Origin of the sequence: Cephaloticoccus primus (genome assembly GCF_001580015.1) — a bacterium.
Classification (GTDB): domain Bacteria; phylum Verrucomicrobiota; class Verrucomicrobiia; order Opitutales; family Opitutaceae; genus Cephaloticoccus; species Cephaloticoccus primus.
This window is the reverse complement of record NZ_LSZQ01000029.1, coordinates 80,512-95,200: the sequence shown is the minus strand read 5'-3', so window position 1 is coordinate 95,200 and position 14,689 is coordinate 80,512. Positions and strand designations below refer to the sequence as shown.

The 14,689-nt window shown below is 64.5% G+C and carries 10 protein-coding genes and 1 tRNA gene; 5 read left to right on the top strand and 6 right to left on the bottom strand.

The genetic code is table 11. From position 1 onward, the window contains the following. Positions 1-281: 281 nt before the first annotated feature. From AXK11_RS03675 to coaE, 3 genes are all read right to left on the bottom strand, one after another. Positions 282-1,976 carry a GspE/PulE family protein gene (locus AXK11_RS03675; protein WP_068629414.1) on the bottom strand — a complete coding sequence of 565 codons (1,695 nt, stop codon included), beginning with the start codon at positions 1,974-1,976 and terminating at the stop codon, positions 282-284. Between the two features lie 20 nt (positions 1,977-1,996). Then, complete coding sequence (gene rho, locus AXK11_RS03670; protein WP_082780843.1) at positions 1,997-4,045, bottom strand: transcription termination factor Rho; 2,049 nt, start codon at positions 4,043-4,045, stop codon at positions 1,997-1,999. Positions 4,046-4,116: 71 nt separating this feature from the next. After that, positions 4,117-4,773: a dephospho-CoA kinase gene (coaE, locus tag AXK11_RS03665; protein ID WP_068629412.1), complete on the bottom strand. Its 657-nt coding sequence runs from the start codon at positions 4,771-4,773 to the stop codon at positions 4,117-4,119. 179 nt (positions 4,774-4,952) lie between these two features. Between coaE and AXK11_RS03660 the strand changes: the two genes are divergently transcribed. Further along, complete coding sequence (locus tag AXK11_RS03660) at positions 4,953-6,500, top strand: YifB family Mg chelatase-like AAA ATPase (RefSeq protein ID WP_068629410.1); 1,548 nt, start codon at positions 4,953-4,955, stop codon at positions 6,498-6,500. A gap of 58 nt (positions 6,501-6,558) precedes the next feature. Then, positions 6,559-6,633: transfer RNA gene (locus AXK11_RS03655), tRNA-Glu, on the top strand. A 159-nt stretch (positions 6,634-6,792) separates the two neighbouring features. On the opposite strand, the gene AXK11_RS03650 is transcribed toward AXK11_RS03655, so the two are convergent. Next, entirely contained in the window at positions 6,793-8,043 is a 1,251-nt protein-coding gene (locus AXK11_RS03650) for a pyridoxal phosphate-dependent aminotransferase (RefSeq protein ID WP_068629408.1), read from the bottom strand. A 307-nt stretch (positions 8,044-8,350) separates the two neighbouring features. Between AXK11_RS03650 and AXK11_RS03645 the strand changes: the two genes are divergently transcribed. The 3 genes from AXK11_RS03645 (at position 8,351) to AXK11_RS03635 (ending at position 12,851) form a co-directional block, all read left to right on the top strand. After that, complete coding sequence (locus tag AXK11_RS03645; protein ID WP_068629406.1) at positions 8,351-9,481, top strand: ABC transporter ATP-binding protein; 1,131 nt, start codon at positions 8,351-8,353, stop codon at positions 9,479-9,481. A 267-nt stretch (positions 9,482-9,748) separates the two neighbouring features. After that, positions 9,749-11,473, top strand: coding sequence for a GspE/PulE family protein (locus AXK11_RS03640; RefSeq protein ID WP_068629404.1), 1,725 nt, complete (start codon positions 9,749-9,751; stop codon positions 11,471-11,473). Between the two features lie 64 nt (positions 11,474-11,537). Beyond that, complete coding sequence (locus AXK11_RS03635) at positions 11,538-12,851, top strand: type II secretion system F family protein (RefSeq protein ID WP_068629402.1); 1,314 nt, start codon at positions 11,538-11,540, stop codon at positions 12,849-12,851. Between the two features lie 41 nt (positions 12,852-12,892). Here AXK11_RS03635 and AXK11_RS03630 read toward each other — a convergent pair whose 3' ends face one another. Together AXK11_RS03630 and uppS are read right to left on the bottom strand one after the other, a co-directional pair. Next, the gene (locus AXK11_RS03630) at positions 12,893-13,714 is read right to left on the bottom strand and encodes a phosphatidate cytidylyltransferase (RefSeq protein ID WP_068629400.1); all 822 of its coding nucleotides are present in this window, start codon (positions 13,712-13,714) and stop codon (positions 12,893-12,895) included. Between the two features lie 145 nt (positions 13,715-13,859). Continuing rightward, positions 13,860-14,657 (bottom strand): undecaprenyl pyrophosphate synthase, encoded by a 798-nt coding sequence (uppS, locus tag AXK11_RS03625; protein ID WP_082780842.1) that lies wholly within the window; start codon positions 14,655-14,657, stop codon positions 13,860-13,862. Positions 14,658-14,689 lie beyond the last annotated feature (32 nt).

Genomic DNA, 14,689 nt, shown 5'->3' with positions numbered 1-14,689 from the left:
ACCCCCAAAAAAAAAGCCGCATACTAAGGGACGCCCGACCTCCGGTCGGGTCGGAGATTTAACCCGTCAACGTTTTCGCCGCGCCCAAATGGGTTTCCGCTTCATTCGCGTTTGAAGCTCCTTCCCCTGTCGTGAAACGACAGGGAGGAGTCCTTTAAATTTGCGATTTTGCTTGGGCGCACAGTGCACGGGCAAAATCGCAAATTCAATGGCACGTGGCGCTACGCCACCGCTGCACGCGTAGTGGCGGTCTTCGACCGCTTCAGTATGCGTGGCACTTGCTACGCTTCGTCGCCGAGGGTGGCGGAGAGGATTTCTTCGGTGGTGGTGAGGCCGGAGAGGACTTTGCGGCGGCCATCTTCGCGCAGGCTGCGCATCCCGTTTTGCCGCGCGTGAGCGCGCAGCTGCGCCGCACTGGCTCCGGCGTGCACGAGTTGCTGGAGAGGCTCGTCGATCAGCAGGAGTTCAAAGATGCCCATCCGCCCGAAGTACCCCGTATGGTGGCATTGCGGGCAGCCGCGGCCGCGGCGAAAGTTCGCGCGGCGGGCATCTGCTTCGCCGATGTCGAGTGCGTGCAGCTCATGTGCGCTCGGGCTGTAGGGTTGCGCACACTTGGGGCAGATTTTTCGCACGAGTCTCTGCGCCAGTACGCCGCGCAGCGAGGTGGCGGCGAGGAAGGGTTTGATGCCGATGTCGATAAGTCGCGTGATCGCGCCGGGCGCATCGTTGGTGTGCAGGGTGGAGAAAACGAGGTGGCCGGTCAGCGAGGCGTGGATCGCGATTTCGGCGGTCTCGGCGTCGCGGATTTCGCCGATCATGACGATGTTGGGCGCTTGCCGAAGAATGGCCCGCAGCGCGGCGGCAAAGCTCATCCCTATCTCCGCCCTAACCGGTACTTGGTTAACCCCGCCGAGCTGGTACTCCACGGGATCTTCGACGGTGATGATCTTGCGGTCGGGCTGGTTGATCGCGTGCAGGCAACTGTAGAGGGTGGTCGTCTTTCCCGAGCCGGTCGGGCCAGTGACCAGGATGATCCCATCGGGCGCGGCGATCAGGCGCTCAAACGCAGCGCGGTCGGCATCCATGAAGCCGAGCTCGCCGAGCCCGAGTTGCAGGCTCTCTGGGGAAAGGATACGCATGACGATGCTCTCGCCGTGCGAGGTCGGCAGCGTCGAAACGCGCAAGTCGAGCGCGGGGCCGCGACCGCCCCCGCGACTGCCCTCCAGCTTGATTTGAATGCGGCCGTCTTGCGGCAGTCGCTTTTCGGCAATGCTGATCCCCGCCATGATTTTTACGCGCGAGAGGAGGGCGGCTTGCAGGTGCTTGGGCGGCGCGGGCTCGGCCTCGATCAGCACGCCGTCGATTCGGTAGCGCACGCGGAAGCGCCGCTCCAGTGGCTCCAGGTGAATGTCGGATGCGCGTTGCTCCACGGCTTTTTCTATGAGGCGGTGCACGAGCTGGATGATTGGCGCGTCATCCGCGTCATCACGGTGCCGCAGGGAATGGCTCGCGGGCTCGCTCCTCGCACTTGGGCTCGGCTGGGGTGCTGGCAGTGCAGCTGCGTGGGCAGTTGCGCTGTCTTTTCCCGCCAGCGTGTCGCTCGGCTTATGTTCGCCCTCGCTCCCGCCGTAATGCCGCGCGATTGCGGCGAGCAGCTCGGCTCTCGGCGCGAGCTTGGGCACGATTTCGAGTCCGAGCAGGTGGGCCAGCGTATCGATGCCGCTTGTATCGAGCGGGTCGGCAATCGCCACGACGAGTCGCCCGCTCTCTTCGCGTGCGAGCGGCAGCAGCCCGTACTGCGTGGCGAGCTCGCGCGGGACGAGCCGCAGCAACTCCATGCTGAGCTCTCGGACCTGGACCGGATCGGCGAGCCCGATTCCCGGCAGCTCCGCCAGCTTCTGCGGCTCGGCTGCTTCCGCTGCCGCATCAAGGCTCGGGCGCGCAGGCTCGGCGATGCTGGCGGGCTCGAGTTGCATGCCCGCCAGTTAATGCCTGCTTACCGCAGCCCGAGCAAGAACTCGGCGTTCGATTTCGTGGCTTTGAGCCGCTTGATGAGCATCTCCATCGACTCGATGGGCCCCAGGCCCTGCATGGCGCGGCGCAGCCCGTAGATTTTTTGCAGCTCCTCGGGGTGGTAGATGAGCTCCTCTTTGCGCGTACCGGAGCGGTCGATGTTTATGGCGGGGAAAATCCGCCGCTCAACGAGACCGCGGTCGAGGTGCAGCTCCATGTTTCCGGTGCCTTTGAATTCTTCAAAAATCACTTCGTCCATCCTGCTGCCTGTATCGACAAGCGCGGTGCCGATGATCGTGAGGCTGCCCGCGCCCTCAATGTTGCGCGCGGCGCCGAAGAAGCGCTTCGGCTTTTGCAGCGCGGTGGCCTCCATGCCGCCGGACATGATCTTGCCGGAGTTTGAGGCGAGCGCGTTGTACGCGCGGGCCAGCCGCGTAATGGAGTCGAGCAGGATCACCACGTGCTTACCCTGCTCGACGAGGCGGCGCGCCTTTTCGCCGACCATCTCCGCGCAGTGCACGTGGCTTTCCGGTGCTTCGTCGAAGGTCGAGGAAACGACCTCGCCCTTGGTGTGGCGGCGGAAATCGGTGACCTCTTCGGGCCGCTCGTCGATGAGGAGCAGGATGAGTGTGTAGTCGGGGAAATTTTCGGCGACGGAGTTGGCGATGTTTTGCAGCAGGATCGTTTTACCTGTGCGCGGCGGAGCGACGATCAAGCCGCGCTGACCGAAGCCGATCGGCGTCAAGATATCGACTGCGCGCATCGACACGTCGCGCTGCACGGCGGGGGCTTCGAGCAAGATGCGCTGAAGCGGGTAGTACGGCACGAGCTCCTCAAAGGGCGTGACCTTGGAAATCTCTTCAGGCGAGCCGCCCATCACGCTCTCGATGCGCACGACCGCCGGGCAGCGCTCGCCCTCCTGCGGCGGTTGCACGAGAACCTCGACCTGGTGGCCGCGCTTGAGTCCGTAGCGCTTGATGAGGCTTTCGGGCAGCCACGCGTCTTCGGGGTAGAGCCGGTAGTTGACGTGCGTATGGACGATGAAGGCGCCCTGTGCGTTGATGTCGATGTAGCCGCGGTCGCGCAGCGGGAGCTTCGCCTCGGCGGCTTTTTTGAAAATCAACTCCAGCAACTGTGCGCGGTTGAGCGTGCCTTCAAAAGTGATCCCGAGGCCGCGCGCGAAGGTATTCAGCTCGGCGAGCGCGAGGGCGTAAATCTGGTTGAGATAAAGCGGAGCGCTGGGCGGAGCGGTGCCGGTGGCCATCGCGCTGGCTGCGGAGCTGGTCGCTGGTGCGCTGGCCGCATTGCCCGCGGCGAGCTCGGCGGCGAGTGCGTCGAGCGCGGCGAGATCTTCGAAGCGCGCCGGATCGGGGAGCCCCCCTTGGACGCTAGTGCTTTGATCGGCGGGCGCGGGCTGTTTCGGGTGCACCGGCCCGCCATTTTTGGGGCCGCCGGGCTGCCATTTTCCGCCCTGCTTGTTGCGCTTGCGCTTGTTGCGTTTCCAGTCGTCGCGGTCGTTCTGGCCGTTGCCGTTGTTTTTAAAGGCTTGGTTATTCGCCGGAGCGGCGGCACCGCCGTTACCATTGTATCCGTTGCCCGGTGTCGTTGCTTCGGACGCAGGCGGCGGCGCGGAGTCCGGCTCGGCTGTTGGCGCTTCCTTCCCCTCATTCGCTGGTGCCGCTGGCGTGGGCTGGAAATATTCGGCGCGCGGGTTGGCCCGCTCTGCCGCTACGGGTTCGCGCTTTGGCTCTGCAATCAAGGTCGCTTGCTGGGTGCTCTCGGGGGCGGCACTTGTCTCGACAACAGAAGCGGCGGCATCGCCTGTGCTCTCGACTGCTTTTTTGCGCGTGCGCGTGCGCTTCGGTTTTTCTGCAGGCGCAGCGGCCTGTGGGACGAGCACTTCGAGCAGCGTTTGCGTATCGGCAGCAGTGTCGGTGCTCTCCGCTTTCTTTTTGCGCGGAGCGCGGGGCTTGCGCGGGGCGGTCACAGTTTTGGGCGAGGGTTCCTCTTCAGAGGCGAGGGTCGTATCCATAGGTAAGGGTCTGCGGAGATGTTTTTGGGAAAAGGGTATCGGCTCTCGCGGCGATGTGTATCCGGCGGGAGCTAGCTGCACCGGAGGGGAGCGACCATCTGCCCGATTTGTTTTTCGAGAGAGGACAACCCGCCATCGTTCCAGAGGACGAGATCAGCACGCGCGAGTTTTGTAGCGAGGGGCAATTGCTTAAAAATGCGTTGTTCAGCGAGCGTTGCGGGAACCCCTCTTTGCTCCAGCCGGGCGATTTGCTGGGCCGCAGATGAGGCGACGCACACGGTGAGATCAAACCAATTTTCCAAGCCCTTTTCAAAAAGCAGCGGCACCTCGATCACCCAACGCTGCGCGCGCGGCGCAGCCAGCAACGCCTCGCGCCACAGCAAAAAAAGCCGCGGGTGCACGAGCGCTTCGAGCCAGAGCCGATCCGCTTCGCGCGCGAAAACTCTGGCTGCCAGTTTTGCGCGATCCAGTGGGCGGCGGGCCGCGCCGTTTTCGGTGCCGCCCGACGGCGGCGCGCCCGAGCTCGCAGCGGAGCCGGCACCTTCGCGACTGCTGGTGAAAACCGCGTCGCCAAATTTTTCGCGAATCGCGGCCAGTACCTCCGCCTCGCCGAGCACGCGCTCGCGCACGAGCTGGTCGGCGTCCAGCCGCGCAAAGCCACGCTCGCTCAACATCCGCGCCGCCGTAGATTTCCCGCAGCCCATCCCGCCTGTGATTCCGATGATCATGAAGAGGAGTCCAAGTGCCCACGATTGGGCTTGGCGGAAAGCTCGGCCAAGGCCTTTGTCTTCATCAACCCAAAACCCACCCCGCCGCGCGCAAGGGAGCGCTTCGTGCCCCGCCTGAGGCCTTGTTTTCCCGGCCCCGAAAAACGGCTACGCGCGCACGCCCCCCCCACGCTTACTCCATGCTGGCTACCATTCACTCCGCCGCGCTCCAGGGCATCGACGCGGCCCTTGTCCAGGTCGAGGTAAACTCCGGCGAGTCGGGCGACCCGCGCATCGTTCTCGTCGGCTTGCCCGATGCGGCTGTTAAGGAATCCGAAGACCGCGTGCACTCTGCGCTCAGCAACAGCGGCTTCGCGATGCCCGAGACACGCACCACGATCAACCTCGCGCCCGCCAGCATCCGCAAAGAAGGCCCGCTGTACGACCTGCCAATCGCCCTCGGCATCCTGCTCTCGACGCAGCAGCTCACGCCCGCAGCGAGCATCAACCCCGCGGATTATCTTGTCGCCGGCGAGCTCGGCCTCTCGGGAGTCATGCGCCCGATTCGCGGGGCGCTCGCGCTCGCCCAGCTCGCGCGCAACCTCGGTAAGCGCGGCCTGCTACTGCCGCCGCGCTCCGCCGAAGAAGCCGCGCTGCTCGATGGCCTCGACGTTTACCGCATCGAGTCGCTCGACCAAGCTCACCGCTTCCTCAGCGGCACACTGCCGCTGGCACCCGTCCGCGCGAACCGCCAGTTCCTCGGATCAAGCGGGGCAGCGGTGGCCACTGGCGATTTTTCGGAAATCAAAGGGCAACACGCGCTGCGCCGCGCCGTGGAAGTCGCCGTCGCCGGAAATCACAACCTGCTCATGATCGGCCCGCCCGGCTCGGGAAAATCAATGATCGCCCGTCGCATCCCCACGATCATGCCCGAGCCCACGCTCGACGAATCGCTTGAGATCCTGAGCATCCACTCGGCAGCGGGCCGCACCATCAGCGGCGAGGCCCCCTGGTGCGAACGCCCCTTTCGCAGCCCGCACCACACGATCTCCGACGTCGGCCTGCTCGGGGGCGGCACGGTTCCAGGGCCCGGAGAAATCTCGCTGGCGCATCATGGCGTGCTGTTTTTGGACGAGCTGCCCGAGTTTAAACGCTCGGCCCTCGAAGTCCTCCGCCAGCCGCTCGAAGACGGCGAAGTCACCATCTCGCGCAGCGCGGGAAAAGTGACGCTCCCCTGCGCCTTCATGCTCACCGCCGCGATGAATCCCTGCCCCTGCGGCTACCTCGGCGACCCGCAGCACGACTGTCGCTGCTCGCCCATCCAGATCCAGCGCTACCGTTCGCGCATCAGCGGCCCGCTCCTCGACCGGATCGACATCCACATCGACGCGCCCGCGCTCTCCATTCGCGAACTTCGTGCTGAGACCTTGGGCGAAAGCTCCGCAGCGATGCGCCAGCGGATCCAGGCCGCACGCACTCGCCAGCACGCCCGCTTTTCGGCCACGCGTACCACCAGCAACGCGCGGATGAACCACACGCAGATCCGCCAGTTTTGCCCGATCGACTCGACGCTCGGCGACTTGCTCCAGCAGGCGATGGAGCAGCTCTCACTCTCGGCCCGCGCTTACGACCGCATCCTCAAAGTCGCGCGCACGATTGCCGACCTCGCTGCGGCCGAGCGGATCGAGCCCCCGCACCTGCTCGAAGCGATCCAGTACCGCAGCCTCGACCGGAAACTCTTTTACTAAACAGACGCTTGACGAGCCGGGCCACACCCGCTGTCCTCCGCGCTCCCAAATTCAGCATGCCCTCATCGTCTAGCGGTTAGGACGGGTCCCTCTCACGGACCAAACCGGGGTTCGATTCCCCGTGAGGGTACCAGCTTCAAGGGAAGCGGGCGGCAGTGCGGGAGCGGGCGAGGAAAGGGCCGCGAAGGGGACAAGACCGCTCCGCGAGAGAGGAGCTGGCGGCATCACGTAAACCGTCCAGCTCTCTATCCAGTGTGAACCTGCCGCGTCAGGCAGGGGCGAGCTCGCCGATCTATCCAGCCGGTGTGTTTGCGCGCTTGGAAAGTCCGGCGCAGAATTGCGCGAGGCGGGAGACGCCTTTGGCGAGGATTTCTTCGGAGGTCGCGTAGCTGATGCGGATGAAGCCGGGCGCGCCAAAGGCCGAGCCGTGCACGGCGGCGACTTTTGCTTCATCGAGGAGTCGCTCGCAGAATATGCGGTCTTCGATTCCGAAGCTGGATATATTGGGGAAGAGGTAAAAGGCCCCTTGCGAGAGCAGGCACTTGATGCCCGGGATTTTGTTGAGCTCGGCGTGCAGGAAGGTCCGGCGCTGGTCGAATTTTTCGAGCATCGCCGCGAGCGCGGCCTGCGTTTTCTCCGGCTCGGTGTAGGCCGCGAGCGCGCCCCACTGCGCGAAGGTCGTCGCGTTTGAGGTCATCTGGCTTTGCAGCTCGGAGATGGCTTTGGCGATGGGTGCGGGCGCGATGATGGTGCCGAGCCGCCAGCCAGTCATCGCAAAGGTTTTCGCAAAGCCGGAAACGATGATCGTGCGCTCGCGCGCAGCGGCGGAGAGGCTGGCGGGCGAGACGTGCGCGGCACCGTCGTAGAGCAGGTGCTCGTAGATCTCGTCCGACATGAGGTAGAGGTTGTGCCGCAGCGCGACCGCGGTGAGTGCCTCCATCTCTGCGCGCGTGTAAACGGCGCCAGTCGGGTTGGAGGGCGAGTTGAGGATGAGCAGCCGTGTGCGCGGTGTGATCGCAGCCTCAAGCGCGGCGGGAGTGAGTTTGAAGCCTGTCTCGTCAGTCGCCAAAACCGGTACGGGGACGGCACCTGCGAGCTTCACCATCTCCGGGTAGCTCACCCAATACGGCGCAGGGATGATGACTTCGTCGCCCGCCGAGCAGGTCGCGAGGATCGCGAGGTAGCACGAGAATTTACCGCCGGGGCTCACGATCACCTGGGAGGCTTGCGTGGGGATTTTGTAGAACTCGCTGTACTTCCGGGCAATCGCGTCGCGCAGCGGCGGGATGCCAGGCGTCGGCGCGTACTTTGTCTTGCCGTCGCGCAGGGCTTTGATCGCTGCTTCCTTGATGTGCTCGGGCGTATCGAAGTCGGGCTCGCCCGCGGCAAAGCCACACACGTCTTCGCCCGCAGCGATCAGCGTCTTGGCCTTGGCATCGACGGCCAGCGTGGGCGAAGGCGCGATGTTGCGAGCCCAAGTGGAGAGCGGGGCGGGCGATTGAAAACTGGGGGCGGGCGAATCGGTCGGTATTGTGCGGGTCATGAGCGGCCAGCACTGAAGCGGCTTTCCGCGCTGTTTGGCAAGTGCCCTCAAGGAACTTCGCGCGTGGAGCGCTGCGCTCGTTGAGCGAGCGGCCCGCGCTCCCTGCGAAGGGGAGCTGCGGCAACGGGTTGGCGAGCGGCTCTTGCGCAAGCGCTTCGCGCAACCGGGGTTTGGACTACGCATGTTTTGGGGGCTCCCGCTCGCGGGGCCAAATTGTTCTCTCAATGACATTGACTCGCCAAGGGCTTGCCTAATTTTGCCCGCCTGTTCCCCAGCCACCCCCTTTCCCCCTAAAATCCTCTCTATTATGGCGCACGTTCTGATCAAAGACCTCGTTAAGACCTACCCCGAAAAAAAAGGCCCCGGCGTCACCGCCGTGAAGGGCATCAACCTCGAAATCCAGGACCGCGAATTCATGGTTTTGGTCGGCCCCTCGGGCTGTGGAAAGTCGACTACGCTGCGCATGATCGCGGGCCTTGAGGACATCAGCGGCGGCTCGGTCACCATCGACGGCAAGGTCGTGAACAACGTGATGCCCAAGGATCGCGACATCGCGATGGTGTTTCAAAACTACGCGCTCTACCCGCACATGTCGGTTTACGACAACATGGGCTTTGGCCTGAAACTGCGGAAGTTCCCGCGCAAGGAAATCGACGTCCGCGTGCGCGAAGCCGCCGAGATGCTCGGCCTCGAAAACCTGCTCGACCGCCGCCCCAAGGCGCTGTCCGGCGGTCAGCGCCAACGCGTCGCCGTAGGCCGCGCCATCGTGCGCAAGCCCAAGGTCTTCCTCTTCGACGAACCGCTCTCCAACCTCGACGCCAAGATGCGCGTCTCCACCCGCGCCGAAATCTCGAAGCTGCACTCCCGCCTCGGCGCCACGATGATCTACGTGACGCACGACCAGGTGGAAGCCATGACGATGGGCGACCGCATCTGCGTCATGCGCGACGGCAACATCATGCAAGTCGCCACGCCGCTAAACCTCTACAACCACCCGGAGAACATGTTCGTGGCAGGCTTCATCGGCTCGCCCCCGATGAACTTCATCCACGGCCGCCTCGAAAACCGGAACGGCCAGAGCGTCTTTATCGAGGCCAACAGCAACGCCTCGCCGATCCAGGTCACGCTCAACGACGAGCTCGCCGCTCGCGCCGCCGCTTACGTGGGCAAGGAAATCGTCTTCGGCGTGCGCCCGGAAGATGCCCAGGACACGCTCTCGCTCGGCTCGCCCGCGCCGGAGCACACCGTTGAAGTCACGGTCGATGTTTCGGAGCCGATGGGGGCGGAGACCTATCTGTATCTCGACACTGGCGCGCACTCGTTCATCGCCCGCGTCGGCGCGACCGACCGCTTCGAGGCCGGCCAAAAAGTCCAGATCACCTTCAGCATGGACAAGGTGCACCTCTTCGACCCGGGGACGGAAAACGTCATCAAGTAACGACTCCCCCCCAGGCTCGCTATTGAGCCTTCCACGCATCGCCCGTTCCTTGAGGAGCAATCGGGGCGAAAGTTTAGAAAGCCGCAGCTAAAGACTGCGGCTTTTTTGCGTTTTGAGCCGGCCACCAAACACCGAAGAAATCCTGTCCGCCACCCTCGGCGACGAAGCGTAGCAAGTGCCCCCCGTTTCGCCGAGGTGTTCAGGTAAGTAGGTAAAGTGCATTTCGTGGCTTGTTGAGGGAGAGGGTGGGGCACACGCTGTGCGGTGATGTTCGATGAGCGCAGCCAGAGCCTTTTCGAGTTGCTGGGGGCGCAGGGGCAAGGCGGGGGCGGCGGTATCGGGAAACTTCGCGCTGCCTGGGCGGAGCATCAGGCGAGTGGCCAGTCGTTGGCGGATATTGTTTTGGCGCGCGGGTTGTTTTCACGCGAGGAGCTGTTGCGACGTGTGGCCGATGGGCTCGGCTGGAGCTTTGCGGGTGTCGGGCAGCCTGAAGTTTCGACGGAGCTTTTGGGCGCGATCCGCCCTGAGCTCGCGCGCCGCTACGCGGTGTTCCCCCGCGGAGTGGAGGCGGGGAGGGAGGGCCCAATTGAGCTCTGGGCGGCGGATCCTTTTAACCGGCAGAGCGTCGATGATCTCTCGTTTGCGCTGGGGAGGGAGGTGCGGTTTGTCGTGGCCGATCCAGAGGAGATTCTCGCGTTGCTGCGTCGCCATTATGGCGAGGGCTCCGAGTTTCCGGCTGAGGCGCACTCTCCGGTTGAGGCGCCGTCGTTTGATTTGGAGCCCGAGCCCGCCGCAGGAGCGGAGCTTGCCGAGGGCGACCTGGAGTCGATGGCTGCGCAGGCGCCGGTCATCCATTTCGTCAACCTCGTGTTAAAGCAGGCGATCCGCGACAAGGCTTCGGATATCCACTTCGAGCCTTTCGAGGACGAGTTCCGGATTCGCTACCGGATCGACGGGGCGCTCTACGAGATGGCGCCGCCGCCGCGGCAACTCGCTCTCCCGATCAGCTCGCGGCTCAAGGTCATGGCGAATCTCAACATCGCCGAGCGGCGAATCGCCCAAGATGGGCGGATCAAGTTTATGCTGGAGGGGCGCGCGGTCGACCTGCGCGTCTCGACGCTGCCCACGCAGTTTGGCGAGAGCATCGTCCTGCGCGTGCTCGACCAATCGGCCGTGCAGCTCGATGTTTCCCAGCTCGGCTTGCCCGCGGACATCCACGCGGCGCTAAACGAGACCATCCGCAGGCCGAACGGGATTTTTATCGTCACCGGCCCGACGGGCTCGGGGAAAACGACGACACTTTATGCGGGGCTGCGTGTGATCAATGCGCCAGACATGAAGCTGCTCACAATCGAAGACCCGGTGGAGTACGAGATCGACGGCATCATGCAGGTGCCGGTCAACGCGCCGATCGGGCTGAGCTTTGCCGCGGCACTGCGCGCATTTTTGCGGCAGGATCCCGATGTGATCATGGTCGGTGAAATTCGCGACCTGGAGACTGCGCAGATCGCGATTCAGGCTTCGCTCACCGGTCACCTCGTTTTCTCCACGCTGCACACCAACGATGCTCCGGGCGCGCTCACGCGGCTGATCGATATGGGCGTGGAGCCGTTTTTGATCAGCTCTACGCTTTCAGCGGTGCTCGCGCAGCGCCTCGTGCGGCGAATCTGCCCTCACTGCAAAACGGCGTATCAGCCGGGTGATGCGTTACTGGCGAGCGCGGGGATCGACCGGCGAGCCGTAGGCGGGCGGTCTTTCTTTCGCGGCGCGGGTTGCCCGCATTGCTACCACACCGGATATCGCGGGCGGCTCGGGATCTTCGAGTGGCTGCCTATGAGCGAGGCCATGCGAGAGCTTACACTTGAGCGCGCGCCGACCCTGCAACTGCGCCACGCCGCCACTCGCCAGGGGATGCGTACCTTGCGCGAAGATGGCCTGCGGGCTGTGCTCGGCGGGCAAACCACACTCGACGAACTCCTGCGCTATACGTGAGTCGAGTGGGCATTTCGCGCAGCGGTTGACGCAGGACAGTCCAGAACCTAAACGCGCGGGCGAGATGCCAAGCTTCTCCTACACGGCCATTGAGCAGCGCAGCGGCAGGGCGGTGTCGGGCTTGCTTGAGGCGGCTTCTTCGGCGGCGGCTGCCGCGGAGTTGAAAAGGCGAGGGCTGGCTCCGCTTTCGGTTCAACTGGCGGAGAAAAAACCGCCGTCGGGCTCAGCGGCTTTGCGAGGCTCCGCCGGAGCCGGATTTTCCGCGCAGGCAGGCGTTCGCAAAAAACAGCCCTCCACCGCGTCGCGTAAAAAACGAAAACCGATCCTCATTGGCCGGATCATCAGCGCGAAAAATCTGGCCGTTTTTACGCGGCAGCTCAGCTCTCTGGTCAAGGCGGGGATGCCGTTATTGCGCAGCCTGGAGACATTGGAGCGGCAGGAGCGAAACCCGCATTTCCGCCCGGTCATCGCCGCGCTCGGCGAGCATGTTCGCGGTGGCGGGACTTTCTCGGAGGCGCTTCAGCAGCATCCGCGAGTGTTTGACCGGCTTTCCGTGAACATGGTGCGCGCGGGTGAAGCGGGCGGCGTGCTCGCGGTAGTGCTGGAGCGGCTCGCGCAGTTTCAGGAAAAGTCGGTGCGGCTGCATGGGCGCATCCGCGCGGCGATGACTTACCCGCTCATCATCCTCCTGGTGGCGTCGGGAATCGTCGCCGCGTTGATGGTTTTTGTGGTGCCGAAGTTTGAGGCGATCTTTGCCACGACCTTGAAGGGGCAAGCCCTGCCCTTGCTCACGCAGGCCGTGATCGCGGTGAGCAACGTTCTCAAAGACCACGCATTGCTGGCGGTCGGGGGCGCGCTGTTGCTCATCGCGCTACTTCGGCTCGCTGCGCGTAGCGCAGTGGGGATGCGTGTGCTGCACACGGCTGCGTTGCGCGTACCTGTTCTGGGTGAGCTGCTGCTCAAGACGGCAATCGCGCGATTCACACGTACGCTCGGGACGCTGCTGCCCAGCGGAGTCCCGATCCTCGATGCGCTGCGGATCACCAGCGACACCAGCACCAACGTGCGAATCGCCGAGGCGATCATGATCGTCCATGATCGCGTAAAAGGCGGCGACCCGGTGGCCGCGCCCCTGCGCGCACTGCGGCTGTTTCCCGACATGGTGTCGAGCATGGTCGAGGTGGGCGAGGAAACCGGAGCGCTCCCCGAGATGCTCATCCGCGTGGCGGAGAACTACGACGAGGAGGTCGACAGCTCGGTCAACGCCCTGACCTCACTGATAGAGCCGCTCATGATTGTCCTGATGGCCGTGATGGTCGGCACGATCGTTATCGCGCTCTTCCTTCCCATCGTGCGGATCATCGAGTCACTCGGGTAGGGCGGCGCCGCGCGAGCGTTTGCGGATTTGCACGGGGCTTTTTAGCTGAGAAGGGCGAAGAGCAGACAGGCGACCGGCGCGGCGAGGATCAGTGAGTCGCTGAGGTCAAACATGCCGCCGATCCCGGGGATCAGGCCGCCGGAGTCTTTGAGCGCGGCGCGGCGTTTGAGGATCGACTCGACCAGGTCGGAGACGATTGCGACCGCCGCGACGGGCGCGGCGAGCGCAGCGGCGAGTAGCGGAGAGAAGTTTGGCGGCAGCACGCCCCGGCTGAGCCAGGCGATCAGCGCGCCCACAACCATCGAAGTGAGGATGCCGCCCGCCGCGCCTTCCCAGGTTTTCTTGGGGCTGATCGTCGGCGACATAAGGTGCCGCCCGAGCGCCAGTCCGCTGAGCAGCGCGCCCACGTCGCAGAATTTGGCGACGGCGATTGTCCACACGAAGAGCACAAGCCCGCGCTCGGGCAGAGCGGGCTCGGCGATCAGGATGCGCACGAGGTACTGGAGCATGAAGGCCACGTAGACCTGGCCAAAGAGCGTCGCCGCGAGTGACTCGACTCGGGTCTCTGCGCGCTCGCCCAAAATCCGGATCGCGAAAATGACGGCAGCCAGCGCGAGCAGGTGTTCTGTGGGCAGCCCAAAACGCTGCGCGAGCCAGGGCGCGACCGTGATCAGGCCGCCGAGCAGCGCACCGAGTTTGGCAAAAGGCGCCCAGCCTGCACCCGCGAGCAGCCGGTAAAACTCCAACAGCGTGAGCGCCGAGATCAGCCCCACGAGAAGGACGGCTCCCGTAGTGCGAAACAGCCACAGCGCCCCGATGACGATCAACCACAGGAGGACGGTGCTTAAAATGCGTTTGGTCATGGCGGGGGCGAGAGAAGGGGAGGGTTTTGCGCGCTGCCGTGCGCTGATACGAGGAGAGGAAGAGTCGCGTGCGTTGGGAGGCGGGCAGGGCGGGCGCGAAGTGCGTTGGAGCTCTGGCGCGAGGGTTGGAGGAGTCGGCGGCGCGTTAGTGCTGCTGCGCGTGTTCGGTGGCGCGGCATTGCTCGCTGGTTTTTCCGTAGCGGCGCTCGCGGCGGGCGTATTCGGCCAGAGCTTGGGCGAGATCGTCTTTGCCAAAGTCGGGCCACAGGACGGGCGTAAACACAAACTCGGCATACGCTGCCTGGAGGAGCAGGAAGTTGCTCAGCCGCGTCTCGCCCGAAGTGCGGATGACCAGATCGGGATCGGGCAGTCCGGCCGTGTAGAGATGGCGGCTGAAGCTCTCCCACGAGCAGTCATCGGGCGCGACCTCTCCGGCAGCGAGCGCGGCGGCGTAGGCGCGGGCGGCATCGACGACTTCGCCGCGCGAACCGTAGTTGAGCGCGAGGGTGAGCGTGTAGTCCTCAAAACCCTGGGTCGCCTCAATCGTGTGCTGGAGCTGGCGCCGGGCTCCGGCGGGCAGCTCCTGCGTGCGGCCAATGGTGCGCAGCCGGATCCGGTTTTTTACAAAAGTCTGTAGCTCGCGCTTCAAGTAGAGCTCCAGCAGGCCCATGAGGGCGCCAACCTCGTCTTGCGGGCGCCGCCAGTTTTCGGCCGAAAACGCGTACAGCGTGAGCATCCGCACCCCAAATTCCCGACTCGAATCAATCACCCGGCGTACGGTTTCTACGCCGCGCCGGTGCCCCTCGATCCGCGGCAGCCCGCGCTGCTGCGCCCAGCGCCCGTTGCCATCCATGATGATCGCCACGTGAGCCGGAGTCCGGGCGGGGGCGGCGGAGGGTGAGGACGCGCGGGAGGCTGGGCTGTCGGCAGAAGGCGGCGGCATGAGAGAAGCGGGAGAGCCTGCGAACGGGGCAC

Coding starts and splice junctions, on each gene's coding strand:
- AXK11_RS03640 (WP_068629404.1), top strand. CDS start 9,749: ATGTTCGATGAGCGCAGCCAGAGCCTTTTCGAGTTGCTGGGGGCGCAG.
- AXK11_RS03650 (WP_068629408.1), bottom strand. CDS start 8,043: ATGACCCGCACAATACCGACCGATTCGCCCGCCCCCAGTTTTCAATCG.
- AXK11_RS03630 (WP_068629400.1), bottom strand. CDS start 13,714: ATGACCAAACGCATTTTAAGCACCGTCCTCCTGTGGTTGATCGTCATC.
- uppS (WP_082780842.1), bottom strand. CDS start 14,657: ATGCCGCCGCCTTCTGCCGACAGCCCAGCCTCCCGCGCGTCCTCACCC.
- coaE (WP_068629412.1), bottom strand. CDS start 4,773: ATGATCATCGGAATCACAGGCGGGATGGGCTGCGGGAAATCTACGGCG.
- AXK11_RS03660 (WP_068629410.1), top strand. CDS start 4,953: ATGCTGGCTACCATTCACTCCGCCGCGCTCCAGGGCATCGACGCGGCC.
- AXK11_RS03675 (WP_068629414.1), bottom strand. CDS start 1,976: ATGCAACTCGAGCCCGCCAGCATCGCCGAGCCTGCGCGCCCGAGCCTT.
- AXK11_RS03635 (WP_068629402.1), top strand. CDS start 11,538: ATGCCAAGCTTCTCCTACACGGCCATTGAGCAGCGCAGCGGCAGGGCG.
- rho (WP_082780843.1), bottom strand. CDS start 4,045: ATGGATACGACCCTCGCCTCTGAAGAGGAACCCTCGCCCAAAACTGTG.
- AXK11_RS03645 (WP_068629406.1), top strand. CDS start 8,351: ATGGCGCACGTTCTGATCAAAGACCTCGTTAAGACCTACCCCGAAAAA.